This window comes from Nonomuraea cavernae (genome assembly GCF_040655715.1).
Taxonomy (GTDB): Bacteria; Actinomycetota; Actinomycetes; order Streptosporangiales; family Streptosporangiaceae; genus Nonomuraea; species Nonomuraea cavernae_A.
Map to the genome: position 1 here is coordinate 94140 of NZ_JBFAKL010000012.1, position 24914 is coordinate 119053.

Genomic DNA, 24914 nt, shown 5'->3' on the forward strand with positions numbered 1-24914 from the left:
CGGTGCTGGCAGGCAACCGGCACACGCGAGAGACTCATGGGTCCGGGGGAAGAACGAGCACGCTGACGAAGGGACTCGTATGCAGGAGCTCCGACTCGTCGCGGTGAGCGAAGACGGCACCTATCTCGTGCTGGCGACTGCCGGCCGGGGTACACGCTTCACGCTTCCCGTGGACGACCGGCTCCGTGCTGCCGTCCGTGGCAACTTCTCCCGTCTCGGCCAGTACGAGATCGAAGTGGAGAGTCCGTTGCGCCCCAAGGAGATCCAGGCTCGCATACGTGCCGGAGAGACCGCGGAACAGATCGCCGCGACCGCCGGCATCCCTGTCGAGCGGGTCCGCTGGTTCGAGGGCCCCGTGCTGCAGGAGCGCGAGTACGTCGCCCAGCAGGCGCAGCGCGTCGCCGTACGAATGCCGGGAGAGTCCTCCCCCGGCCCCACCCTCGGCGACCTGGTCGCCGAGCGGCTCACCCGGCGCGGCGTGCCCACCGACGAGATCGACTGGGACTCCGCCAAGCGTGACGACGGGCTGTGGCGGGTCAAGCTCGGCTACGTGTGGAACGGTCACACCAGGCACGCCGAGTGGCTGTTCGACCCCCGGCGCCGCCACGTCACCCCGCACGACGACGAGGCGCTGCGCCTGTCGGCCGCCGACTTCGATCCGAGTCCCGTCACCGAGGACACCACGGTCACACCGTTCGCGCCGCGCGTGGCCAAGCTGCAGCCGGTGCCGCCGCTGGCCTCCGACCCGCTGCCGTTCCCCTCGGTGGTGCGGCGCGAGCCCGAGGAGCCCGCCATCGGCTACCAGCCGCCCGCGCGCGGCTCGGAGTCCGCCTACACGCGCCCGGCCTCCCCGTCCCGTGAGGCTCCCTTCGAGCCCGGCCACACCCGTCCCGGCGGGGGCGCGCCGTGGGCTCCCGACTTCGGCTCCACCCGTCCGGCCGGCCGCGACTTCCGGCCCTCCCCCGGCCCCGACCGCGCGGACGCGCCCGACGACGTCGCGCCGCCCGCCGCCTTCCAGCCTCCGGCCTCCACCGCGCCGCCGTCCTCCCCCGCCGCCCCGGACACCTACCGGCCCACCGGCGCGCGTCCGGTCCAGCCCGAGCACCACCTCTCTCGCCAGCCCGAGCAGCACGCCCCCCGCCAGCCCGATTTCCTCGCCGACACCGGCGCGGCGCCTTCATTCGCCGAGTCCGGATCGACGACGCACGCTGACCCGGGCCGAGCCCCAGGCGTCGGAACGGGCCATGCCGACTCGGGCCGGGCTCCGGGCTCCGGAACGGGCCATGCCGACTCGCTCGCCCCGTCCACACAGGCAGCCGACGGATCGCCGGCCAGGGAACCCGCTCCGAGCCCTCGGCCCGCGACCACTCCGGTCGCCGACGTCCACCCAACCGGCCGGCCCGAGGCACCGCCTCAGGCCTTCTCGGCGCCCCAGGCCGATGCGGTGGCCTCGGCTCCCGAGACACCGCCTCAGACCATCGCGGCCCACGCAGCCCAGGCCGATGCGGTGGCCTCGGCTCCCGAGACGAAGCCCGCCACCGAGGCTCCGGCCTCCCCCGGCGACAAGCCGTCCACCGAGGACCGGCCCGTGGTGACCGAGATGACCGCCCAGGCGGGCACCGGTTCGTCCAGCGAGCCACCGGCCGACGCGGGGATGAGGGTCACCGCGGAGTCCCTGACCGGCGACGCGCCGGAAGGCACGTCCGGCCCGCTCGGCGACCCCGCCGCGCCTTCTCAGCCTGCTGACACGACACCCGCCGCGACCTCAACCGACAGGGCTACGCCTCCCGCCTCCCCGCCGTCCACCACCTCGGCCACACAGCTCGACGCCACCACCGGCACCGACCAGGCCATGAGCCCACAGCCGACAGCGGGCACGCAGACTTCGCCCACCCTGCCCGGCAGCCAGACCACGCCCGACGGCCCGGCCGCCTCTCACGTGCAGGCCACGTCCGAACACCAGACCACGCCTGACGCGCAGGCCACGCCCGAACGGCAGACCACGTCGCCGGCATCCCCGACTACTCCGGCGACTCCCGCCACGCCGGCCGGCCTTCCGACCTCGCCTGCCACACCGACAACGCTTCCGGCACCCGCCACGCCCACCCCCCTTCCGTCGTCACCCGATGCGCCAACCTCGGTCCCGACGACACCGATCGCCCCGCCCGCCGCCGCGCCAGTGACGGCGTCGCCTGCCGTCGCCGAGGGCCAGACCACGCCCGCCGCGTCAGAGACGACCACCGCCGCCAAGGACACAACAGCGACACCGGCAGCCGTCGCGCACACCGAAGCACCGGCGGCCCCGGCAGCGACCGTGCCGCCGTCCGCCGAAACGCCGAGCTCGGCAGAAGGCACCACAGGCACGGCAGAGCCCACCGGCGGGGACGTGCCGGCCACGGAAGCACCCACCGCAGCAGGAACGACCACATCGACCACAACACCTGTCACGACGGAAGCCGCCACACCGGCAGCGGCGACACCCACCACAACGGGATCCGCAGCGACACCGGCGACGGCGGAACCCATCACGCCCATCGCCGAAGCACCCACCACGACGGAAACCGCCACACCGGCCGCAGAAGCCCCTGCCACGACGGAGCCCACCACCCCCGCCGAGGCGCCCGGGGCAGTGGAAACCGCCACACCGGCCACCGGGACCCCTGCCGCGCAAGCACCCGCCGAGATGGCGGTCGCCACGCCGGCCGCCGAGGTGTCCGAGGCGGCGGAGACTCCCGCACCGGCTGCCGAGCCGGAGGCGGAGCCTCAGGCCGCGTCCCAGGAGCCGGCGCAGGAGCCAGTGCAGGAGCCTCCGGTTCCCAAGCCCGTTCCCAAGCCTCCGGCGCCCAGGCCCAAGCCGGCCCCGGGGCGTGAGCCCAAGGCGGCCGTGCCCGCGGCACGGCCGGGCAAGGACGACCCGGCCAAGGAGGGCACGGCCGCGGAGGAGCCCGCGGTGCCGGTGCCGTCCCCACCGCCTGCTCCGGCGGCACGCCCGGCACGCAAGGGGTCGCGGGGACGCCGCGCCTCGGTGCCGACGTGGGACGAGATCATGTTCGGCGCCCGCCGCCCGGACTGATCTTGCGAGTCGCCCGCCGGGGTGACCAGGAGCCAAGGCCCGTCACCTACCGTCGGCCGGGTGGTGCCGCTGGGTGCGGACCGTCACCTGGCGCCATGGCTTTGGGTGGAGACCACGAGGGCCATGGGCAGGTACCTGCCCCGGCCTGGTGATCGGTGGCAGGCCCGGCTGCCGCCCGCACCGGCAGGACGGGGCCTCAGGAGAACCGGGCGAGGATCTGGTCGTAGACGCGATCAAAGCTGATCGTGAAATGCCGTCGCCGGTGTCCCGCGCCGACGAGATGATGGCCGAGCCGTTCAAGATTCGGTGACGGGTCACTGAGCGTTGTCGGAGCCCTCGCTGAAGGGGGCCAGCCAGTCGGGGGTGACCTCGGTGGGGAAGTTCACGGCCTGCTCGCGCGAGACATCGTACGCGGAGTAACCACCCTTGCCCGCCCCCACGCCGGCGATGAGTGTGAAGACGCCGGCCCGGCGCTGGAACCAGGTCTGCCTGATGCGCCAGCCGACCACGGCGCGTCGTTCGACCACGGCCTGGACCCGTCGCAGGGAGCCGGAGCGGACCGAGAGGCGGTCACCGTCGAAGCCGTGCCCCAGCGAGCGGTAGCGGTCGAGGCCGAGCGGGACGCCGAGGCCCGCCAGGATCAGGGCGAGCACCATGAGGATCCACCAGAACAGAGTCCCGGCGAACACCGCGGCCAGGCCGGCGACGGCGGTGAGCACGAGCCACGGGAACACGGCGCGGAAGAGGCGCCGGTTTCGGGCCACGGGGGGATGCGGGCGCAGGGACGCCTGGTAGGGACCGATGGCGTCCGCGACGACCTGGAACGCGACGGCGCGCGGCACGTCCGGCAGGAGCTGCCCCCGTGTGGACGAGTCGCCGAGGCCGGTCACGATGGCCCAGGCACGGGCGACCTTGGCCCACCGTTCGACGAGTCCGTCGACGACCTCGTAGCCGCGCACCCGTCTCCGCTCCAGCGAGACGCTGCGCCGGTTGATCAGCCCGCGCTCCGCCACCAGGTAGCCGTCACGCTGCTTGAGCCGGAAGTCCCAGTTGAACACCGCGTACATGAGACCGCCCACGAACGGCATGGCCACCACGAGCAGCAGCACGGCCACCAGCAGCAGGTAGGGACGGTCCCAGAGCCACTGGCCGACCGTCCAGGCGGTGTCCCTGCCGACGCCGAGCTCGTTGCCCCACTGGAACGCCAGCCCGACGGCACCGCCCACCAGGGCGAACGGTGTCAGCAGGTAGGCGCCTGAAAGGGGGCCGTACAGGAGCCATCTGCGGGGCACACCGATGATGGTGTGCTCGGCCGGCGCGGTGGGGCCCGCGGCCTCCTCGGTCCGCGCGCCCTGCTCCTGCGTCGCGTGAGCGCGGCGCAGGAGGACGGCCTTGAGGCGTTCGGCCTCGTCCAGGGTGACGCCGTCGAGCTTGCCCTCCTCCTCGCCGCCGCTCGCCCCGGTGTCTATCTTGAGCACGGCCAGGCCCAGCAGGCGGTGCATGGGCGGGGTGGACACATCGACGCCGCGTACGCGTTCCAGTGGGATGGTGCGGACGGAGCGGCTGATGAGCGAGCGTTTGATCTCCAGGCGATCGTGCACGATCTGGTAGCTGAAGGTGCCCCACCTGATGACGGCGAAGACCACGGTGCCGAACAGGCCGAGGGCGGCGAAGCCGTAGGAGGTGCCGGAGAAGCCGCCGGCGAGCAGCAGCCCGACGAACGGGAGCAGCAGCGACGGCAGCATCCGAACCGGGTCGATGAGCAGCACCCTGGGGCTCAGCCGCAGCGGCAACCCCGCCAGGCCCGGAACGGGACCGTCATCACCCGGGCCCGGAACGTTCGGCCCTCCCGGTGCCGGGGGCCCCTGCGGGCCCTGTGTCGGGCCCTGTGTCGGGCCGTGCCAGGCGGGCGGGGGCGGGTGCGCCGGGTCGTGAGGCGGCGGTGGGGTCGGAGGCTGGGAAGGTCCGGTCACGTGGCGTCGTCCCGTAGTGCTTCGGCGCGGTGCGCGAGCTGCTCGGCCAGCCCCGCCGCGACCACGTAGTCGAGCCCGTTGATGGTCGAGGAGCCCGCGTGGGACGCGGTGCGGATCTCCAGGGTCGCCAGCCCGAGCATCCGCTCCATCCAGCCCTGCGCCTTGTCGACGGTCTGGATGCGACTCACCGGCACGAACACCCATTCCCTGGTCAAAAACCCCGACCGGGCGTAAACGACGTCACCGGCCAGCTCCCACCGATGTACGGCATAGCGCACGAACGGCTCCGCCACCAAGAACGGAGTCGTCAGCACCGCCACCACCAGGGGCAGCAGCCACCAGCGGCCGTCGAACCAGTCGGGCACCCAGTCCCAGCCGCTCCCGCTGACCCATCCCCCGAGCAGGATCGAACCGCCGATCAGCAGCACGAAGGCGATCAGGGCCTCCAGCAGCCAGAGCCGCACGGCCTTGGGCGAGACGCGGTGCGCCGGGTCGCGCAGTGGACCATTTGACGTCACAAATCCCAGCCTATGGTGCCCGGCACCATGGGGCGATCTCCCGGCGGCGTCACCGCGGCGCCGAAATTGTCGGTGCCGTCGTGGAGAGTGGAGGCCACTGATACGAAGGGACGACGATATGCGATATGCGATTCAGGCCGAGGGCCTGGTGAAACACTATGGCGACACCAAGGCGCTCGACGGCGTCGACCTGGCCGTGCCACCCGGCAGGCTGCTGGGGGTGCTCGGGCCCAACGGAGCCGGCAAGACCACAGCGGTGCGCATCCTGGCGACATTGCTCAGCCCCGACGCGGGGAGCGCCTCGGTGCTCGGGTTCGACGTCTTACGCCAGGCTCATCAGGTCCGCTCGCTGATCGGGCTGACCGGGCAGTACGCCGCGGTGGACGAGATGCTCACCGGGGTCGAAAACCTGGTGATGATCGGGCGCCTGCTGGGCCTGTCCAGGAGTGAGTCACGGCAGCGGGCCAAGGCGCTGCTGGAGCGGTTCGACCTCGCCGACGCGGGCGGGCGCGCGACCAAGACCTACTCGGGCGGCATGCGCCGGCGGCTCGACCTCGCGGCGAGCTTGGTCGGCAGGCCACAGGTGCTGTTCCTCGACGAGCCGACCACCGGGCTCGACCCGCGCAGCCGCACCGAGCTGTGGGGCGTGGTCCGGGGGCTGATGGCCGACGGGGTGACGGTCCTGCTGACCACCCAATACCTGGAGGAGGCCGACCAGCTGGCTGACGACATCGTGGTGTTCGACCACGGCAGGGTGATCGCGTCGGGCACGTCCGACGAGCTCAAGGCGACCACCGGCGCCCAGGTGCTGGAGGTGCGCCCGCTCGACGCGCAGCAGCTGGAGCTGGTGGCCAAGGTGGTCACCGACGTCATCGACGAGGAGCCCGAGGTGTCGGGCGGCAGGGTCACGGCCGCGGTCTACGACCCCGCGGTGGTGCCGGCCGTCGTCCGCCGCCTCGATGACCTCGGCGTCGTGGCCTCCGAGCTGACGCTGCGCAAGTCCAGCCTTGACGAGGTGTTCCTCAGCCTGACCGGGCACCGCGCCGAGGAGCCCGCCGACCAGGAGGAGGTTCTCGTATGACCGCCGTGACGACGCTCGCGCCGCCGCCGGCGGTGAGCAGACGGGTCGGGCTCGGGGCGACCATCCAGCAGACGTTCACGCTGGCGTGGCGGAGCCTGGTGCAGATCAAGCACAATCCGTGGGAGCTGCTCGACCTCAGCATCCAGCCGATCATGTTCCTGCTGCTGTTCACCTACGTGTTCGGCGGCGCGATCTCCGGCTCGACGGGCGATTACCTGCAGTTCGCGCTGCCCGGCCTGCTGGTGCAGAACGCGCTGTTCTACACGCTGTCCACGGCGATCGGGCTCAACACCGACATCACCAAAGGCGTCTTCGACCGGTTGCGCAGCCTGCCGATCGCCCGCGTCGCGCCGCTGGCCGGGCGCATCATCGCCGACACGTTCAAGCAGGTGTGGGCGTTCGCGCTGCTGGTCGGGTTCGGCCTGGTGCTCGGCTTCCGGGTGACGACCAGCCTGGTCGGCCTGGTCGGCGCGCTGGCCCTGCTCGTGGTGGTGGCGCTGGCCATGTCGTGGATGTCGGTGCTCATCGGGCTCAAGGCGTCCAACCCCGAGAAGGTGCAGATGATCGCCTTCTCGGCGATGATGCCGCTGACGTTCACCAGCAGTGCGCTGGTGCCGTCCGACACCTTCCCGGGCTGGCTGAAGGCCTGGTCCGACATCAATCCGGTGACCCATCTGGCCGACGCGATCCGCGGGTTGCTGATCGGCGGAGAGGTCGCTGATCCCGCGCTGGTGTCGCTGCTCTGGTCGGCGGGCTTCGTCCTGGTGTTCGCGCCGCTGGCCATCAGGGTCTTCCGCAAGCACGTCTGACCACCCCCCGCCGCGCCTGGCCGGCCGGTGATCGCGCCGCACAGGGGCAGGCTTGGTCACCACGCCGCGAGTCACGAGAGCGGCGACGATGAGGCGGGTGGGGCGGGGGCGGCGCTTCGTGCGGACGCTCATGCACCGGCGGCCGCACCCGGGGAATCTCGGGTGCGGCCGCCGGTCTCTGTCCGGAGACCGGCCACCTGGCGCACCCGCTTTTGAGACCGGCCACCTGGCGCACCCGCTTTTTTCGAAGTCCGCCCCCCGCCGGACCGCCGGCACGTGACCGCTCCACCACTCGCTCGGCCGATCCGGTGACCGCGGTGTCGCGAAGCGGCAGGCCACAGCGGGTGGGCGGCATTATGGGGCGATCTTCACTAATCACCCATATCGGCACACCTTGTACGTCCGGAAGATGCCGGGGGTCCCGCTTGTGTCCAAGCTCACCCTGTCTATCCCCTGCCCGGTGTCCGATTTCGTATCGTTATCGACCACCGACCCTCTCGAAACGGTCGGCACACCGCCGATACCCGCGTAGCATCATCCGGCATGGGGCTGTGTAACACGGCTGGACGTGTGAGACGCATCGCTGTCATGGTGACAGCTGTGGCGATCATGCTCGCCTTGTCGGGCTGCGGCATCCTCATCGGCAAGTCAGAAGCCAAGGAGATCGCCGAGATCAACGTGTCGAGCCCGGACCTGCGCGACGGAGAGCCGCTGCCTCGCCGATACACATGCAACGGCATCCAGAGCAGCCCGCCGCTGCGCTGGTCCAGCGGACCGCTGCCCACGGCGAAGTCCATCGCGATCGTGGTCGACTCCCTCTCACCGTCCGAGTCCAACGTGCACTGGGTGCTCTACAACATCCCGGCGACCACGACGGAGCTCGGGCCCGACGCGGCGGCCGACGTCCCGGACGGCTCCAGCCAGGCCAAGGTGACCAGCGGCAAGGCTGGTTATGAGGCCCCGTGCGATGAAACAGGCAGTTACCGGTTCTCCGTCTACACGTTGAGCGACAAGGTCAAGGTCCAGGAGGGCGCCCCCCTCTCCGCGGTCTTGAAGGAGATCGCGGACCAGACCATCGCTCGCGGCCGTCTCACCGCAGTCCACACTGAGTGAGATTCCAAACACTACGCGTAGTAATCGTTACCAATTCTTCGCTTAGGGTGTGACAACGCTCGTAGTGGTCCGACAGAATCAGATCCAATTGTTAGGTACTGGTGATCAAAGGGGGCAGATCGCGTCGATGGCCGCGCGATCTCACCGGTGCCACAGGGAGGCCATGGCTTTGAGGGTGGTGCAATGATCGCGGTCGTCATCAGCTTGGTCGCTGTCGTGCTCCTCGTGCTCGTCGTCGTGGCACTGGGCATGCGTTCGATGAGCCGACGGGAGAGTTCGCTCCCGCCGGAGCGGCTGAAGCAGATGGCCGAGAAGGAGGAGATGACTCATGCTCGGTCGACGGACGAGTTCGCCGCTCACGAACCACGGATGAACAACTTCAGCCCCGACTTCAGCCCCATCGACGAACCCAAGCCCAAACCGGTCCGCACCGGTCAGCGGGGCAAGCGTGGCGTCGACGAGTGGGGCAACCCGAGTTCCGACGACGAGGACGAGGAGTTCTGGGCGAACATCCGCAGCGACGCGACCGAGGGCGGCTTCGGCGCCGGGGGCACGGTCGCGGCACGCAAGGGCGCCTCGCGTCCCGTCGAGCGTGAGCAGCCGGACTCCGAGCGCGCACGTCCCGCCGAACGTGAGCGGCCCGCCCGGCGGCAGGCCGCCGCGGCGGTCGACCCGCACGCGGCGACCGTCCAGGCGCCCCTTCCGCAGCGGCCCGTCCCCTCGGCCGGGCTGGCCGACCTGGTGGAGCCCGTTCAGCGGCCCGCCGTCGCGGCCTCCGACCTGGCCGACCAGCGCACGGTGACGTTCTCCGCTCCCACGTCCGACGTGATGAGCATCCTGGGTGCGGGCGCAAAGCCCCTGCCCGCCCCGCCCTCCGGCCCCCGCTCGTCCACCGGGTCGCTGTCCACGCCGAGCGGCTCGTTCCCCGCCACGGGGAGCGGCGCTTCCAGCGGGTCGTTCCCGGCCGCCGGGAGCAGCGGCTCGCTGTCCACGCCGGCCGGTGGCATGTTCTCCCCGGCCAACACCGGCTCGTTCCCCGTCACGCCCGCCGCCCCGGTGCACGGCGCGCCGACCAGCGACCCGTTCCCCGCCTACAACGGCACGGGTGACCAGCTCAGTGGCGGCCCGGCCTGGCCGGCCCCGCCCGCCTCGACCGCCTCGGGCTCCTGGCCGGCCACCGCCTCGCCCGACATCCTCGACGACCCCGCCCCCGTCCCGAGCGGCTCCTGGCCCGCCTTCGAGCCGCAGCAGCCCGCCGCCGCCCCCTACCCGTCGTCCTACGAGGTGCGCTCCGGCTGGGCCGTGGCCGACGACTCCGAGGCGGTCACCGGGCCCTCACCCGCCACCGGCACCCCGACCCGGCCCGCCAGGACGGTCTCGGCCTACGACGACGTGCTGTCGGCGCCGCCGCCCGCCCAGGCCATCGCGTACGAGACGGGCGACTTCACCTCCCAGGCCGCCTGGCCGGAGGGAGCTCCGGGCAACGCCAGCTGGCCTGACTACAACGAGATGTACGGCGCGACGACCGAGGCGGGGCACGCCGCCCGGCACGGCAACGGCAACGGCAACGGCAACCAGCGGACACCCGAGCAAGATTTCCCCGACTACTACCGCTGACCCTTGATTACGTAAAACCCGCGCGATGACCTCTTAAGGGTCGGCCCGTCGGGCGTTAGTGTTTGGCGCATGGACGTCGTCACACAGAGTCGCTTGCTGAGCACACTCAGGTACGACGTGCCTGCTTCGCTGGTGGTCTTCCTGATCGCGGTACCCCTGTCACTGGGCATCTCGATGGCTTCGGGCGCCCCCCTGGCCGCCGGGCTGATCGCCGCGGTGGTGGGTGGCATCGTGGCAGGCGCCCTCGGCGGCTCCGCCGTACAGGTGAGCGGGCCCGCGGCGGGCCTGTCGCTGGTGGTGGCGGATCTCGTCCAGACGTACGGCTGGCGGGCCACCTGCATGATCACGCTGCTGGCCGGGGCCGTACAACTCGTGCTGGGCGTGTTCAGGGCAGCGAGAGCGGCGCTGGCCGTCTCCCCCGCCGTGGTCCACGGCATGCTGGCGGGCGTGGGCGTGGTCATCGCGCTCTCCCAGCTGCACGTCGTGCTGGGCGGCAGCTCGCAGCGTTCGGCCCTGGCCAACATCATGGAGCTGCCCGCGCAGCTGGCCGAGATGCACGGGCACACGGTCGCGGTGGGCCTGCTCACGATCGCGGTGCTGGCGTTGTGGACCCGGCTCCCCAAACGGGTCAAGGTGGTGCCCGCGCCACTCGCGGCGCTGCTCGTGGCCGCTCTCACCGCCTACGTCTTCCAGTGGGACGTCACCCGCATCGACCTGTCAGGCACTTTCGGCGACTGGCAGTTCCCCGTGGTGCCGCAGGGCGACTGGGAACACATCGTGGCGGCCGTGCTGCTGGTCGCGCTGCTCGCGGGGGTCGAATCGCTGCTCTGCTCGGTCGCGGTCGACGGCATGCACACGGGCCCGCGCGCCGACCTCGACCAGGAGCTCACCGGGCAGGGCGTGGCCAACATGGTGAGCGGCGCGCTGGGCGGGCTGCCGCTGGCCGGCGTGATCGTGCGCAGCACCGCCAATGTGCAGGCGGGGGCACGCAGCCGGTGGTCGACGATCCTGCACGGCAGCTGGGTGCTGGTGTTCGCGCTCGGCTTCGGCTGGACGATCAAGTTGATCCCGGTGGAGGCGCTGGCCGCGTTGCTGGTCTTCATCGGCGTGCAGATGGTCAACCTGGGCCACGTCCGCAAGGTGCACGGTCACGGCGAGGTGCCCGTCTACGTGGCGACGATGGCGGCGGTGATCCTGCTGGGGCTGGCCGAGGGCGTGCTGGCCGGGCTGGCGCTGGCCGCGCTGCTCGCGCTCCGGCGGCTGACCTGGGTCACGGTCAAGATCCACGAGATGCCGGACGGGCGCTGGCATGCGACGATCTGTGGCTCGCTCACCTTTCTCGGCGTGCCCCGGCTCACCCACGAGCTGCGGGCCATCCCCGAAGGCGCGGCCGTCGACCTCGACCTGAACATCGACTTCATGGACAACGCCGCCTTCGAGGCCATCCACTCCTGGCGACTCGGCCATGAGCGGCTCGGTGGCACGGTCGACATCGACGAGGTGCACGACGAGTGGTACGCGCTGGCGGCCAGCGGCGCCCGCACCTACCCGGCCAAGAGCCTGCCCAAGGCGCCCGACCGGTCGTGGCTGCCCTGGGCCCACCGCAACCACCGTCCCGCCCGCCATGCGACCCCGCCGACTCATGGCGTGACCCCGCCCACTCACGGCCGTCCCGCCAGCGTCGAGTGCCAGCTGACGGCCGGCGCGCGGGAGTTCCACCGGCGTACGGCTCCGCTGGTGCGGCCCATCTTCACCGAGCTGGCCCACAAGCAGCAGCCGTCGCACCTGTTCATCACGTGCGCCGACTCGCGGGTCGTGCCCAGCCTCATCACCGCGAGCGGCCCGGGTGACCTGTTCACGGTGCGCAACATCGGCAACCTGGTGCCGCGCCGGGGCGCCGAGCCGCACGACGACTCGATGGTGGCGGCGATCGAGTACGCGACCCAGGTGCTGAGCGTCCACACGATCACGGTGTGCGGCCACTCGGGCTGCGGAGCGATGGCCGGGCTGCTCAGCGGCGGCGTCAAGGCGGGCAGCCTGCCGGGGCTGCGGCGCTGGCTGCGGCACGGGCATCACAGCCTGGCCAGGTTCGTCGAGAACGCGGAAGAGCCGCTGGACGGCAGGGCGCTCGACCAGCTCTGCCGGGTCAACGTGCAGCAGCAGCTGGAGAACCTCCGCACATACCGGAAAGTCGACGAGCAGGTGCGTGACGGGCGGCTGCAGCTGGTGGGACTCTACTTCGACATCGGCGCGGCGCAAGTGCACATCGTCCCGCCGCTGCCGCCCACGCTCGCGGTCAAGATCTGACGGCAGCCGGATCCCCCGTTGTGCGTATTCGTCCGCAGACCGGGCGACGGGGCGAGGCTAGCGTCGCCGGTGTCCGCGAGGTTGCCCTTGGTCACCACTGCACCTCGCGCGGCGGCGGTCCACACTCCCAGGGGCCGAGAGGGGCGGAGGTGCCGATGCCTCCGCCCCTCATCTCGGCGTCTCTCCCATCGAGACACGAGCCAGGCGGAGGCGGCGTGATGACGACCTTCCTGATCCCCGGCATGTGCGTGTGCGTGTTCCTGCTGTGCCCGACGACGAGTACGGCGAGGAGGCGGCCAAGTATGCCACCGCGACCATCAAGCGAGGTCGCGCCCTGGGCATCATCCTCATCCTGGCCACCCAGCGCCCGGACAGGACAGCCTGCCCAAGGCCATCTCGGCCAATGCGGGCACCCGAATCCGCCTTCGCGTCATGGGCTGGCATCTCGTTGAATGCCCCTGGAGCCCGTTCCAGGGGCATTCACTTGGGGCCGCTAGAACGCTGGGCCGCAGGCGGCGAGACCTATGCCGGATCGGGCCGAACTCCCCCAGACGCGACCGTCCAGGGGAGTTCGGTGGGGCCATCGGGTGCCGGGTCAGCCCAGTTGCTGGGCGTTCAGGCCGGTGAGGCGTTCGTAGGCGGGGTTTTGGCCGGGGTAGATGACCTGGATGTCGATGGGGAGGGCCGTCCCGGGATCCACGCTGTGTCCGCCGCCTTCAGGGGAGCCGAGCAGGACGGCACCGTCGGTGCCGTCACGGAGGATCTCGCCCCAGAAGGTGTCGATGAAGCTCTTGGACAGTGAGGTTCCCTCCGGCAGGTCACCGAAGCCCACAGCCCATTTCACGACGCGGGTGTCCTCGGCGTGCATCGTGAGCCGGTAGGAGTAGAGGTACCCCGGGCCTTCCGCCCAGTGGCCCCGCAATTCCTGGTCGACGCGCAGGTTCCCCACGAAGCGGGAGGCCAGCGCGGACTGGGCCTGGTCGTTCCAGGAGCCGTTCGGGCTCCCGGCCATGGGGATGTCCGACAGCCTCGCGATCGAGGCGCCCCGGTCCACCGGCAGTGAGTGTCCCTGCTGGTTGGCGGCCGAGAAGAGCGCGTTGTCCTCGACCGTGTTGTTGACGACGGCACTCACCCCGTCGCCGCTGTGGTCGAACCCGTACTCGGAGAAGTCGTTGACATACGCGCCCGTCGGAATGGCCAGGATCTTGTCGCCACGCCCCGGGGTCTGACCCGCGTTGAAGTTGTTGGCCCGGTAGAGACAGAAGTGTCCCTCAGGGCACGCCTCGGCCCCCTGGCCGTAGATCAGCTTCGGTTCCGTGTTGTCGCTCATTGTGCTCCCTTTCCGTTAACGGCTGACGCGGCTGTCCCCAAGAAGAGGTTGAACCGCGCCGGACAAGCGGCGTGCGCGACCGCCAGCCATGGTGTTCTGTAGAGATCGTCTATGCGGAGAGATGCTCCTACCAGCGGAAACGCGGTTTATGGAAGTTCCTTAGATCCCTACCGACTACTCTCTGTATTCGTACATGCCCAGAGAGTGGCCGTTCAAGACCGGAACAGGCCGTGCCCAGACCGGCGGCGCAAAGAAGGGCGTTTCCGCAGATGACCGGCGGCGACGGTTGCCCTCGCCGCTGAACGATCTTCAATTACCTCGACGTGAGTGATCGTCAGCGGAGATCTCGTGGATCGATGTCGAGCAGGTCCAAAAGATCACGTTGGAGGTGGGTGGGGGGTTGCGGGATGGTCGGCGGTGACTGGCCGGTGCCCGGGATCAGCCGGATGCCGGCCAGGGCGCCGAGGATGAGCTTGCCGGTGGGGATCGCGGGACGGCCGGCGTACCAGCCGTCGGTGGCGGCTTCGGCATCCAGCGCCTGCCGGTCGAAGTGCCAGCTCAAGGCGGGCTTGCCGTTGCTGGGGTCGGTGCCGGTCTCAGCCCCTGGTCAGAGGGGTGTGTGAGACGAGTCGGCCTGTAGGCCGGGTTTTGTCCTTCGTGTGAAGGGGCGACCATCCATCTAGGGCCGTCGTTGCCGGCGGCCTCAAGCGGTCTACCCGCGCGGCTCGGGCGGGCAGCCCTCAGGCGCCGCGCGCGGAACGCTCCGGAGAGCGTCCCTTCTTGACCTTGCTCCGGGTGGGGTTTACCGAGCCGCCCACGTCACCGTGGGCGCTGGTGGTCTCTTACACCACCCTTTCACCCTTACCTCCCGCGTGAGCGGAAGGCGGTCTGCTTTCTGTGGCACTGTCCCGCGGGTCACCCCGGGTCGGTGTTACCGACCACCCTGCCCTGTGGAGCCCGGACCTTCCTCGGCGGGCCTTTGCGGGCCCGACGCGGTCGCCCGGCCGACTCGTCCGCTCCGAAGGGTATCGCATCCCAAGCGATCTCCAACTCGGCGACAAGACGGAGCCGGTGGAATGGGCGGTGTCATCGCCTGAGGGGGACGGTGGCGTACGGCGGTCGCGCCGGGTGCCTCTGGCGGCATCCGGCGCGACCGCCCCGGAGCGCCGCCAGGTCGGTGTCAGTGCAGGTGGGAGGTGTCGTTGAAGGACTTGACCACGCTCTGCCCGTCGGAATAGTGCTCGATCAGGGACAGACAGGCCAGGTCGAGGTGCATGCGGTAGAGCGCCTCCGGCGGAGCCATCAGAGCGAACCGCAGCAGCATCTTGATGGGCGTCACGTGCGAGACCGCCAGCACCGTCCTGCCCTCGTACTGGTCGAGCAGCCGCTCGCCGGCCTGCTGGACCCGGCGGGCCACGACGCCGAAACTCTCGCCGTCGGGGGGCGCGGCGTCGGGGTCGGCGAACCACGCGGCGAGCTCGCCCGGCCAGCGGCGCTGGACCTCGGTGAACGTGTGGCCCTCCCAGGCGCCGAAGTCGGCCTCCCTGAGCTCTTCGTCCACCAGCACCGGAAGGCCCGTGCGGTGCGCGACCGCCTCCGCGGTCTGCACGGCGCGCCTGAGGGGAGAGCTGACGATCACATCGATCTCGTACGGCTCGCGGGACAGCCTGGCGGCCGCCGCCGACGCCTGGGCCAGGCCGTTGGGCGTCAGCTCGGCGTCACCCAGGCCGGAGAACCTGCGCTCCACCGACAGCGGCGTCTCGCCGTGCCTGAGCAGCAGCAGCGACGTCGCCACCCGGGCCGGGGGCGCCCAGCCGGCGCCCTTGGCGGTGACGGTGGCCTTGGCTCGCTGCTGGGCGGTGGCCACCGAGGCGGCCGGGGCCGAGACCTCGGAGGCGCCCGCGACGTCGAGCAGGTCGGTCTGCTCCACGAGCACGGGAGACGTCGCGGAGTCGGTGGATCCGCCCGCCTTCCAGTGCAGGCCCTTGGCCGCCGCGTCCATGGCCTCGTTGGCCAGGCGGTCGGCGTGGGAGTTGAGGTGGCGGGGGATCCAGGTCCACTCGGTCACCCGCAGCCGCCTGGCCAACTGGCCGGCCTCCAGCGCGAGCGGTCGCAGGCCCTCGTTCTTGATCTTCCAGCGGCCGGCCATCTGCTCGACGACCAGCTTGGAGTCCATCCGGACCGCCACGGAGGCGCCCTCGCCGCCCACGTCGAGGACGGCGCGGAGCCCGGCGATCAGCCCTCGGTACTCAGCCACGTTGTTGGTCGTGACGCCGATCGCCTCGGCGGCCTCGGCCACCACCTGGCCGTCGGAGGCGTCCTTGACGACCGCGCCGTAACCGGCGGGGCCGGGGTTGCCGCGGGAGCCGCCGTCGGCCTCCATGACATAGGACGTCACAGACCGGACTCCGCGGTGCGGACGAGGATGCGGCGGCATTCGTCGCAACGCAGCACCTCGTCGTGGGGTGCGGACTTGATCTGGTTCATCTCCGCGATGGACAGCGCCACCTTGCAGCCCTGGCAGCGGCCGCCGCGCAGCATCGCGGCGCCCACGCCGTACTGGCCCTTGAGCTTCTGGTAGAGCCCCAGCAGGTCGGCGGGGATGTCGGCGGCGACGGTGGTGCGGCGCCCCTCGGCCTCGGCCGCCTCCTTGTCGATCTCGGCGAGCGCGGCGTCACGGCGGTCCGCGGCGGCGGTGCGGGCGGTGGCGACCTCATCGCGCTGCCGGCGCAGGTCGGCGACCTTGGCGTCGGCGGCCTCGCGGCGCTCCATGATCTCCAGCACGACCTCCTCGAGGTCGCCCTGGCGCTTGTTCAGGGAGACGATCTCGGACTGGAGGCCGGAGAGGTCCTTGGGCGAGGTCACGGCGCCGGAGTCGAGCCGCCTCTGGTCGCGGTCGGCGCGGAGGCGGACGGCGTCGACGTCGCTCTCGGCCTTGGTCTGCTCGCGTGCCAGGTCGCCGGCCTCGGTCTCGGCCTCGATCACCTCGGTGGCCAGCTTGGCGTAGCGCTTCGACAGCTCGTCGATCTCGGCGAGCTCGGGCAGAGTGCGGCGGCGGTGGGCCAGCCGGTCGATCACGGAGTCGAGCTCAGCCAGGTCGAGCAGTCGCTTCTGGATCTCAGGGGCGGCTTTCATGATCAATATCCTCTTGTCCAAGCATCGGTGACCGTGGCGGAGACGCGTGTCTCAACGGTAACGCCACTCGCGTCCAGGATGGACGCGGCGCCGGCCAGCCAGGGCCACTCGGTGGCCCAGTGGGCGGCGTCGATCAGGGCGGGCCCGCCCTCCTCGGCGAACTCGCTGGCCGGGTGGTGGCGAAGGTCGGCGGTGAGGAACACGTCGACCCCGGCCGCGCGGGCCGTGCCGAGCAGTGAGTCGCCCGCTCCCCCGCTGACGGCCACCCGGAAGACCCGGCGGGCCGGGTCGCCCGCGACGCGGATGCCCCAGGCGGTCTTCGGCAGCCCGGCCGCGGCCCGCAGGGCGAACTGCTCCAGCGAGGTCTCCTCGGGCAGCTCGCCGACGCGGCCCAGGCCGCGCCACGGGTCGTCGGGGAACGGCTGGAGCGGCACCAGGTCGCCGACCAGCCCCACGGCACGGGCGAGAGCGTCGGACACGCCCGGATTGGCCACGTCGGCATTGGTGTGGGCGGTGTAGAGGGCGATGTCGTGCTTGATCAGCGTGTGAACGAGACGGCCCTTGGGGGTGTCGGCGGCGACGGTCGTGGTGCCGCGGAGGTAGAGCGGGTGGTGGACGACGATCAGGTCGGCGCCCCACTCGACGGCCTCCTCCACGACGACCGAGACGGGGTCGACGGCGAACAGCACCCGCCGAACCGGCTGGGCCGGGTCACCGCAGACCAGGCCCACCGCGTCCCACGACTCGGCCCGGCCGGGCGGGTAAGCCCCCTCGAGCTTCTTGATCACGTCTGCCAGCGTCACTGCGACCACCTGCGCAGACTATCGGTCGGCGGGCAGGAAGGCGCGGTCGGCGCCATGGCCGGGACTGTTGCCCGAACATGGTTCGGCGTACTGTAAGTGAATCCTGACATCTGGGAGGACGGCATGGCACCCAAGGTCGCGATCGTCGGAGCCGGATTCGGCGGGCTGTGCATGGCGATCCAGCTCGAACGGGCCGGGGTCGACTCCTACACGGTGTTCGAGAAGGCCGGCGACCTGGGCGGCACCTGGCGCGACAACAGCTATCCGGGCGCGGGGTGCGACATCCCCTCGCACCTCTACTCGTACTCCTTCGAGAAGTACGGCAGCTGGACCCGCCGTTACCCCGAACAGCCTGAAATCCTCGGCTACTTAGCGCACTGCGCCGATAAATACGACGTCAGGCGAAAAATCCGCTTCAACAGTGCAGTGGTGAGCGCCGTCTTCGACGGCGCCGAGTGGCAGGTCACCACGGAGGCCCCGACGCCCGGCGCGGAGCCGCTGACCGAGTCGTTCGACATGGTGGTCATGAGTGTGGGCCAGCTCAACCGGCCCCACTTACCCGACATACCCGGAATCTCAGACTTCGAGGGCACGTCCTTCCACTCCGCCCGCTGGAACCACGACCACGACCTCGCGGGCAGGCGGGTGGCCGTCATCGGCAACGGCTCGTCGGCCGCGCAGTTCATCCCCCGCATCGCCCCGCAGGTCGAGCACCTGAGCGTCTTCCAGCGCACCCCGAACTGGGTCATCCCCAAGCCCGACGCGACGTTCGGCCCGCTCGCCCGGCTCGCCTTCCACTACGTCCCCGGCCTCCAGCGCGCCTACCGCGAGTGGATCTACAGGTACGCCGAGGCGACCCTCTACCCGGCCCTCGCCCAGGGCTGGAGCGTGGGGCTGCTGAAGCAGCGGGCGCTGCGGCACCTGCGCGACCAGGTGCCGGACCCCGCCCTGCGGGCCAAGCTGACCCCCGACTACCCGCCGGGCTGCAAGCGGGTGGTCATCGACAGCACCTTCTATCCCGCGTTGACCAGGCCGAACGTGGACGTGGTGACGGAGAAGCCGATCCGGATCACCCCTCGGGGCGTCGAGACCACGGAGTCCCTGTACGAGGTCGACACCATCATCTACGCCACCGGCTTCAAGACCACCGAGTTCGTCGCCCCGATCAGGGTCGCCGGCCGTCAGGGCCGTGACCTCGCCGAGCAGTGGAGCGGCGGCGCGGAGGCCTACCTGGGCATCTCGGTGCCGAACTTCCCGAACCTGTTCCTGCTCTACGGGCCCAACACCAACCTGGGCCACAACTCGATCATCTTCATGATCGAGTGCCAGGTGAACCACATCATGGCCTGCCTGCCGTACATCTCCACGCTGGGCCCGATGGAGGTGCGGCCCGAGGCGATGGCGACGTGGACCAGGCAGATCGACGCGGCGATGTCCCGCATGGTGTGGGGCGACGGCTGCCAGAGCTGGTACAAGACGGCCGAGGGCCGCGTCACCAACAACTGGCCCGGGCCCACCCCCCTCTATCGCAGGCTGACGGCGCTGCCGCCCCGGCGGGCCTACCGCCCGGTGTGACCCACCGAACCGGAGGCCGGGACTTCGTGCCCGCCGACATTGGAGCGGCCGGCGCCGGGCGGTAGCGTCCAGCGCATGACGACTCCTCTGCACCGGCGCGCTGTCGTGGCCGACACCCACAACGATCTGCTGATGGCGGTCTCCGCCCGGCCGCCGGAGCAGTGGGCCTCGTTCTTCCGCGAGCGCTGGCTGCCCCAGCTGGTCGCGGGAGGCGTCGACCTGCAGGTGCTGCCGGTCTTCATCGACGACCAGTACCTCCCGGAGGGGGCTCTCAGGCAGACGCTGCGCATGATCGAGTGCGCGCACGTGCTGGCCGAGGGCAACGCCGAGCACGTACGGATCTGCCGGGACGCGTCCGACATCGACCGGGCGCTGGAGGCGGGCCGGATCGCGCTGGTCATCGCCCTGGAGAGCATGCCGGGCCTGGACGCGAGCGTGGAGCTGATCTCGACCGTCCATCGGCTGGGCGTGCGCATCGCCTCGATCGCGCACTGGGGTCGCACCCCCCTGGCCGACGGCAGCGGCGAGGACGCCACCGGCAGCGGCCTCACCACGCACGGCGTGGCCGCGCTGCGCGAGATGGAGCGGCTCGGCGTCGTCTTCGACATCTCCCATCTGGGCGCGTCCGGCGTGGAGCACGTGCTGGAGCTGGCCACCGAACCGGTCATGGCCACCCACTCCTCGGCCCGCGCGCTGCGCGACCACCACCGCAACCTCACCGACGACCAGCTGCGCGGCGTGGCCGCGACGGGCGGCGTGGTGTGCGTGAACTTCTTCGCGCCGTTCCTCGCCGAGCGCGAGGAGGACAGGACACTCGACCGGCTGCTCGACCACATCGAGCACGTCGCCGAGGTAGCCGGCATCGACCACGTCGGCCTCGGGCCCGACTTCATCCGCGAGGTCATGGAGGACCTGACCCCGCCCTGCTGCGAGGACGTCAACACCAGGGGCGTCGACCCCAGGTCGGCCGTCCCCGGCCTGGAGGGGCCCGCGGGCCTGCCCATGGTGACCGAGGGGCTGCTCCGGCGCGGCATCCCGGAGAAGGACGTCGAGAAGATCATCGGTGCCAACGTGCACCGCTTCCTCGGCGAGCGGCTGGCATGATCGCCGACCTGGAGGAGCTCGTCTCCTGCGAGTCGTTCTCCAGCGACCTGGAGGCGGTGGCGCGCAGCGCCAAGGTCGTGGCCGGCATGGGGGCCCGCCACCTGGGCGCCCAGCCCGAGTTCATCGTGATCGACGGCGTGACGCACCTGCGCTGGACGTTCGGTACGCCCCGGGTGCTGCTGCTGGGCCACCACGACACCGTGTGGCCGATCGGCTCGCTGCTCACCCACCCGTGGTCGGTGCGCGACGGGGTGGCTCGCGGTCCCGGCGTGTTCGACATGAAGGCCGGGCTCGTGCAGACGTTCCACGCGCTGGCCGGGCTCGGTTCGCTCGACGGCGTCAGCGTGCTGATCACCGGCGACGAGGAGGTCGGCTCGCCCACCTCCGCGGGGCTCATCCAGGAGGCCGCGCGCGGGGCGGCCGCGGCGTTCGTGATGGAGGCCAGCGCCGACGGCGGCGCGCTCAAGACCGCGCGCAAGGGCACCTCCCTCTACACCCTGCACGTGTACGGGAAGGCGGCGCACGCCGGGCTCGAACCCGAAAGGGGCGCCAACGCGGGGGTGGAGCTGGCCCACCAGATCCTGGCCGTGGCCGCCCTGGGGTCGGGCGACACCACGGTGACGCCGACGGTGCTGTCCGGGGGCACCACGCTCAACACGGTGCCCGCCGGGGCGACGGTGGGCGTGGACGTGCGGGCGGGCTCGGCGGCCGAGCAGCGGCGGGTCGACGCGGCGATGCGCGCGCTGCGGCCGGCCGTACCGGGCACCCGGCTGGAGGTGCGCGGCGGCCCCAACCGGCCACCGCTGGAGGAGGCCATGTCGGCCGGCCTCTACGCACTGGCCCAGGAGCTGGCGGCCGGTCTGGGGCTGGCGCCGCTGACCTCGGCCGCGGTGGGCGGCGCCTCCGACGGCAACTTCACCGCCGGGGCCGGCTGCCCGACGCTCGACGGGCTCGGCGCGGTCGGGGGCGGCGCGCACGCCGACCACGAGCACGTGATCGTGGCCGAGCTGCCCCACCGTACGGCGCTGCTGCGGGCGCTGGTCGAAGCGGTCCGCCACAGGTCTCCGGGTAGAGGGTGGACATGAAGACCGCCCACGAGGCAGCCGTCGAGGCGGCCGCGAAGGCCGGGGTGACGATCCGCGAGCTGCACGAGATCGGCGAGTTCGCGCAGGTCTACCGGCTCTTCGACGACATCTGGCATCCCGATCCGGGCAATCCGCCGATGACGGTGGAGTTGATGGTGGGGTTCGCCCACGCGGGCGGCTACGTGGCCGGGGCCTTCGAGCAGGGCACGCTCGCAGGGGCGTCGGTCGGCTTCCGGGCCGACGGCACGACGCTCCACTCGCACGTCACGGGCGCCTCGATCGGGCGGGGCATCGGTTTCGCGCTCAAGCTGCACCAGCGCGCGTGGTGCCTGGAGCGGGGACTGACCGCGATCAGCTGGACCTTCGATCCGCTGGTACGCAGGAACGCCCGGTTCAACCTGGGCAAGCTGGGCGCCCGGCCGGTCGAGTATCTGCCGAACTTCTACGGCGTCATGGGCGACGCGATCAACGAGGGCGACGAGTCCGACCGGCTGCTCGCGCTCTGGCGGCTGACGGAGCGGCCGGAGGAGCCGCCGCGCGAGCCGTACACGGTGGGGCTGGGCGTGGAGGGCGGGCGGCCGGTGATCGGGCGCGTGGACGGGCCGGTGGTGCTGGTCGCGACGCCGCCGGACATCGAGACGCTGCGCCGGGACGATCCCGGGGCGGGCCGGGCGTGGCGGCTGGCGTTGCGGGAGGTGCTCGGCGGGCTGATGGTACGGGGATCACAGGTCACCGGGTTCACGGAGAATGGCGAATATGTGGTGATTACTGAATGGTTCACCGGGAACCTCCGAGGAGACCCCCGCCTTCAGGCGGCGGAGGAATCGGACCCCTGTGGAGCAGGGCAGGGGCAGGCGATTCGCCGCCAGGCGGACCGCCGTCAAAACGCCGCACGACACCGCACGGTTCGGTAGCGTGTCTCGACGGTGGCGATGACCAAGCCACCGGACGAACGATCAGAATCACCCTCGCCGCAGGGCTTGCGGAGAGGCGAAACGCCTGTGGAGCCGGTGTAAGACCTCAACGAGAGTTTTCTCGGGCGGGCGACCGGCGGTGAAGCAGGAAGCCCAACCGGCGACGGTTGGAATCCCGGTTCCTCAGAGCCGGGAGGATGTCAACACGCAGTGGTTCCTCATGGAGATCGCGCGCTACACGCTGGCCACCGGCGAGACCGCGCTGACCGGCTTCAGCCGGATGTGGAGGCACTGGGGGCTCGTCTTCGTGCTGATGGCGCTGGCCTCCAACCTGTGGCCGGGGTGGGTGACGACCTCGGCCACCATGGTCACCTACCTCACCGGCAGCGGCGAGGGCAGCGTACGGTGGATCACGATCGGCATGCTGGTGGTCATCGCCCTCGGGCTGACGCTGGCGCCCGTCATCTACACCGCGCTGGAGCGGGTGATCTTCGTGAAGATCGGCCTGGTGCTCACGCTCGTGGTGATCGCGATCGTGTTCGCCATCACCGCCGAGAGCTGGGTCGAGCTGGGCAGAGGGCTCACCGTCGGCGCCGAGTTCCCGGTGCCGCCGCTGGAGTTCGCGCTGCTCATGGGCGCGATCGCGTACGCCGGCGCGGGCGGCGGGCAGAACCTGTGCCAGAGCAACTGGATCCGCGACAAGGGCTTCGGCATGGGCCTGTACATCCCGCGCCTGGTCAGCCCGGTCACCGGGCACGAGGAGGCGGCGCCCTCGACCGGCTTCCAGTTCGCGCCGACCCCCGAGAACCTGGCCCGCTGGCGGCAGTGGTGGCGCTTCGCCAACGTCGAGCAGGCGGTGACGTTCGCGCTGGTGTCGTTCGTGACGATCGCGCTGATGTCGATGCTCGCCTACTCCACGGTGTTCGGTAAGCCGGGCCTGGCCAACGGCATCGGCTTCCTCCAGGTCGAGGGCGAGACGCTGCGGACGGTGGTCGGGCCCTGGTTCGGCGTCCTGTTCTGGGTGATCGGGGCGCTGGCGCTGTTCGCCTCGGCCATGGGCATCGTCGACTACAGCTCCCGGCTGGCCGCCGACACGATCAAGACGATCTACCTGCGCGACCGGGCCGTCTCGGAGAACCGGATCTACTTCGTCGTGGTGTGGGTCATGACGCTGACCGGCGTCACGATCCTGCTGCTCGGCTTCGACCAGCCGCTCCTGCTGCTCGTGCTCTCGGCGAGCTTCGCGGCGGTGATGATGTTCGTCTACTCGATCCTGCTGATCGTGCTCAACCGGCGGGCGTTACCCGGCGCCATCAGGGTGCGGACCTTCCGGCTCGGCGCGCTGGTCTGGTCGGTCGCCTTCTTCGGCTCGCTGACCGTGCTGACCGTGATCCAGCAGGCGGAGCGGCTGTTCGGCGGCTAGTGAGCGCGACTCAGGCAGATCGCGGAACCGGTTCTTCCGCGATAGCGGGCAGACTGAACGGCATGCTGGATACCTCGGCCCGTCTGCTCAAGCTGCTCTCCCTGCTCCAGGCGCACAGGGACTGGTCGGGCCCGCAGCTGTCCGAGCGGCTCGGGGTCTCGACCAGGACCATCCGCAACGACGTCGAACGGCTGCGCAGCCTGGGCTACCCGGTGCACGCCACGCCCGGCGTCGCGGGCGGCTACCGGCTGGGCGCGGGGGCGGCCCTGCCGCCGCTGCTGCTCGACGACGAGGAGGCCGTGGCGGTCGCGGTCGGCCTGGGCCGCGCCGCGGGCGGCGGCGTCGACGGCATCGAGGAGACGTCGGTGCGCGCCCTGGCCAAGCTGGAGCAGGTGCTGCCGTCGCGGCTGCGCAGCCGGATCAACGCGCTCAACACCTACACCGTGCAGATCCCCGGCAAGTCGCCGTCCGTGCCGCCGGGGGTGCTCACGGCGATCGCCGTCTCGGCCCGCGACCACGAGCGGCTGCGTTTCGACTACACCGGTCACGACGGCTCCACCGGGGCGCGCGACGTGGAGCCGCACCGGCTCGTGCACCGGCGTGGCCGCTGGTACCTGGTCGGCTACGACGTCGAGCGGAAGGACTGGCGGACGTTCCGGGTCGACCGGATCACGCCGCGCACGCCGTCGGGGCCGCGTTTCACGCCGCGCGAGCTGCCCGGCGACGGCGACGTGGCGGCGTACGTGGAGAAGGGCGTCAACACGGCGATGTGGCGCTACCGCGCGACGGTGTTGCTGCACGCGCCGATCGAGCGGATGAGCCACCTGCCGCAGGGGCTGGAGCTGGAGCCGGTGGACGACGCCACCTGCCTCGTCAGGGGCGGCGGCGACGACCTCGACGGGATGGCGGCCTGGATGGGGCTTCTCGGCGTCGACTTCGAGGTGCTCGACTCGCCCGAGCTGGCCGAGGCCGTGCTGAGACTGTCGGAACGCTTCCGCAGGGCGGCCGGCGGCTACCACCGGCCCGCGTGACCGGCCTGGACGCGGTACGGCAG

At 71.2% G+C, this 24914-nt stretch carries 19 protein-coding genes and 1 other RNA gene; 12 read left to right on the forward strand and 8 right to left on the reverse strand.

Annotated features, from left to right (window positions below; all coding sequences use genetic code 11):
* The first annotated feature begins 79 nt into the window (after positions 1-79).
* Entirely contained in the window at positions 80-3073 is a 2994-nt protein-coding gene (gene sepH, locus AB0I38_RS19485; protein ID WP_358469444.1) for a septation protein SepH, read from the forward strand.
* 314 nt (positions 3074-3387) lie between these two features.
* Here the strand turns inward: sepH and AB0I38_RS19490 are convergent, their stop codons facing one another.
* A complete protein-coding gene (locus AB0I38_RS19490; RefSeq protein ID WP_358469447.1) occupies positions 3388-4866 on the reverse strand; it encodes a PH domain-containing protein in 1479 nt (492 codons plus the stop codon).
* A 176-nt stretch (positions 4867-5042) separates the two neighbouring features.
* Entirely contained in the window at positions 5043-5564 is a 522-nt protein-coding gene (locus AB0I38_RS19495) for a PH domain-containing protein (RefSeq protein ID WP_358469450.1), read from the reverse strand.
* A 118-nt stretch (positions 5565-5682) separates the two neighbouring features.
* On the opposite strand from AB0I38_RS19495, the gene AB0I38_RS19500 reads away from it, so the two are divergent.
* The 5 genes from AB0I38_RS19500 (at position 5683) to AB0I38_RS19520 (ending at position 12491) form a co-directional block, all read left to right on the forward strand.
* Positions 5683-6645, forward strand: coding sequence for an ATP-binding cassette domain-containing protein (locus AB0I38_RS19500; RefSeq protein ID WP_358469453.1), 963 nt, complete (start codon positions 5683-5685; stop codon positions 6643-6645).
* Complete coding sequence (locus AB0I38_RS19505; protein WP_358469456.1) at positions 6642-7454, forward strand: ABC transporter permease; 813 nt, start codon at positions 6642-6644, stop codon at positions 7452-7454. The genes AB0I38_RS19500 and AB0I38_RS19505 overlap by 4 nt, the downstream gene beginning before the upstream one ends.
* A 609-nt stretch (positions 7455-8063) precedes the next feature.
* Entirely contained in the window at positions 8064-8567 is a 504-nt protein-coding gene (locus AB0I38_RS19510; RefSeq protein WP_358469797.1) for a YbhB/YbcL family Raf kinase inhibitor-like protein, read from the forward strand.
* Between the two features lie 183 nt (positions 8568-8750).
* Complete coding sequence (locus AB0I38_RS19515) at positions 8751-10184, forward strand: hypothetical protein (protein WP_358469459.1); 1434 nt, start codon at positions 8751-8753, stop codon at positions 10182-10184.
* A gap of 69 nt (positions 10185-10253) precedes the next feature.
* Positions 10254-12491 carry a SulP family inorganic anion transporter gene (locus tag AB0I38_RS19520; protein WP_358469462.1) on the forward strand — a complete coding sequence of 746 codons (2238 nt, stop codon included), beginning with the start codon at positions 10254-10256 and terminating at the stop codon, positions 12489-12491.
* A 595-nt stretch (positions 12492-13086) separates the two neighbouring features.
* On the opposite strand, the gene AB0I38_RS19525 is transcribed toward AB0I38_RS19520, so the two are convergent.
* The 6 genes from AB0I38_RS19525 to AB0I38_RS19550 all read right to left on the reverse strand — a co-directional run bounded on the left by AB0I38_RS19525 (position 13087) and on the right by AB0I38_RS19550 (position 17759).
* Positions 13087-13821 (reverse strand): peptidase inhibitor family I36 protein, encoded by a 735-nt coding sequence (locus AB0I38_RS19525; protein WP_358469465.1) that lies wholly within the window; start codon positions 13819-13821, stop codon positions 13087-13089.
* 334 nt (positions 13822-14155) lie between these two features.
* On the reverse strand, positions 14156-14383 hold the full coding sequence (locus AB0I38_RS19530; protein WP_358469468.1) for a hypothetical protein: 228 nt from the start codon (positions 14381-14383) through the stop codon (positions 14156-14158).
* A gap of 59 nt (positions 14384-14442) precedes the next feature.
* Positions 14443-14833: RNase P RNA component class A (rnpB, locus tag AB0I38_RS19535), an RNA gene on the reverse strand.
* Positions 14834-15001: 168 nt separating this feature from the next.
* Positions 15002-16219, reverse strand: a complete 1218-nt coding sequence (locus AB0I38_RS19540) for a bifunctional RNase H/acid phosphatase (RefSeq protein ID WP_358469471.1) — start codon at positions 16217-16219, stop codon at positions 15002-15004.
* Entirely contained in the window at positions 16216-16956 is a 741-nt protein-coding gene (locus AB0I38_RS19545) for a zinc ribbon domain-containing protein (protein WP_358469474.1), read from the reverse strand. Before AB0I38_RS19545 ends, AB0I38_RS19540 begins: the two co-directional genes overlap by 4 nt.
* A gap of 2 nt (positions 16957-16958) precedes the next feature.
* On the reverse strand, positions 16959-17759 hold the full coding sequence (locus AB0I38_RS19550) for a Nif3-like dinuclear metal center hexameric protein (RefSeq protein WP_358469477.1): 801 nt from the start codon (positions 17757-17759) through the stop codon (positions 16959-16961).
* Between the two features lie 123 nt (positions 17760-17882).
* Between AB0I38_RS19550 and AB0I38_RS19555 the strand changes: the two genes are divergently transcribed.
* The 6 genes from AB0I38_RS19555 (at position 17883) to AB0I38_RS19580 (ending at position 24891) form a co-directional block, all read left to right on the forward strand.
* Positions 17883-19334, forward strand: a complete 1452-nt coding sequence (locus AB0I38_RS19555; protein ID WP_358469480.1) for a flavin-containing monooxygenase — start codon at positions 17883-17885, stop codon at positions 19332-19334.
* A 75-nt stretch (positions 19335-19409) separates the two neighbouring features.
* Positions 19410-20438, forward strand: a complete 1029-nt coding sequence (locus AB0I38_RS19560; protein ID WP_358469483.1) for a dipeptidase — start codon at positions 19410-19412, stop codon at positions 20436-20438.
* A complete protein-coding gene (locus AB0I38_RS19565; RefSeq protein ID WP_358469486.1) occupies positions 20435-21523 on the forward strand; it encodes a M20 family metallopeptidase in 1089 nt (362 codons plus the stop codon). Before AB0I38_RS19560 ends, AB0I38_RS19565 begins: the two co-directional genes overlap by 4 nt.
* Complete coding sequence (locus AB0I38_RS19570) at positions 21520-22437, forward strand: GNAT family N-acetyltransferase (protein ID WP_358469489.1); 918 nt, start codon at positions 21520-21522, stop codon at positions 22435-22437. Before AB0I38_RS19565 ends, AB0I38_RS19570 begins: the two co-directional genes overlap by 4 nt.
* Positions 22438-22576: 139 nt before the next feature.
* Positions 22577-23860 carry an Nramp family divalent metal transporter gene (locus tag AB0I38_RS19575; protein WP_358469492.1) on the forward strand — a complete coding sequence of 428 codons (1284 nt, stop codon included), beginning with the start codon at positions 22577-22579 and terminating at the stop codon, positions 23858-23860.
* Positions 23861-23922: 62 nt separating this feature from the next.
* Positions 23923-24891 carry a helix-turn-helix transcriptional regulator gene (locus AB0I38_RS19580; protein ID WP_358469495.1) on the forward strand — a complete coding sequence of 323 codons (969 nt, stop codon included), beginning with the start codon at positions 23923-23925 and terminating at the stop codon, positions 24889-24891.
* Positions 24892-24914 lie beyond the last annotated feature (23 nt).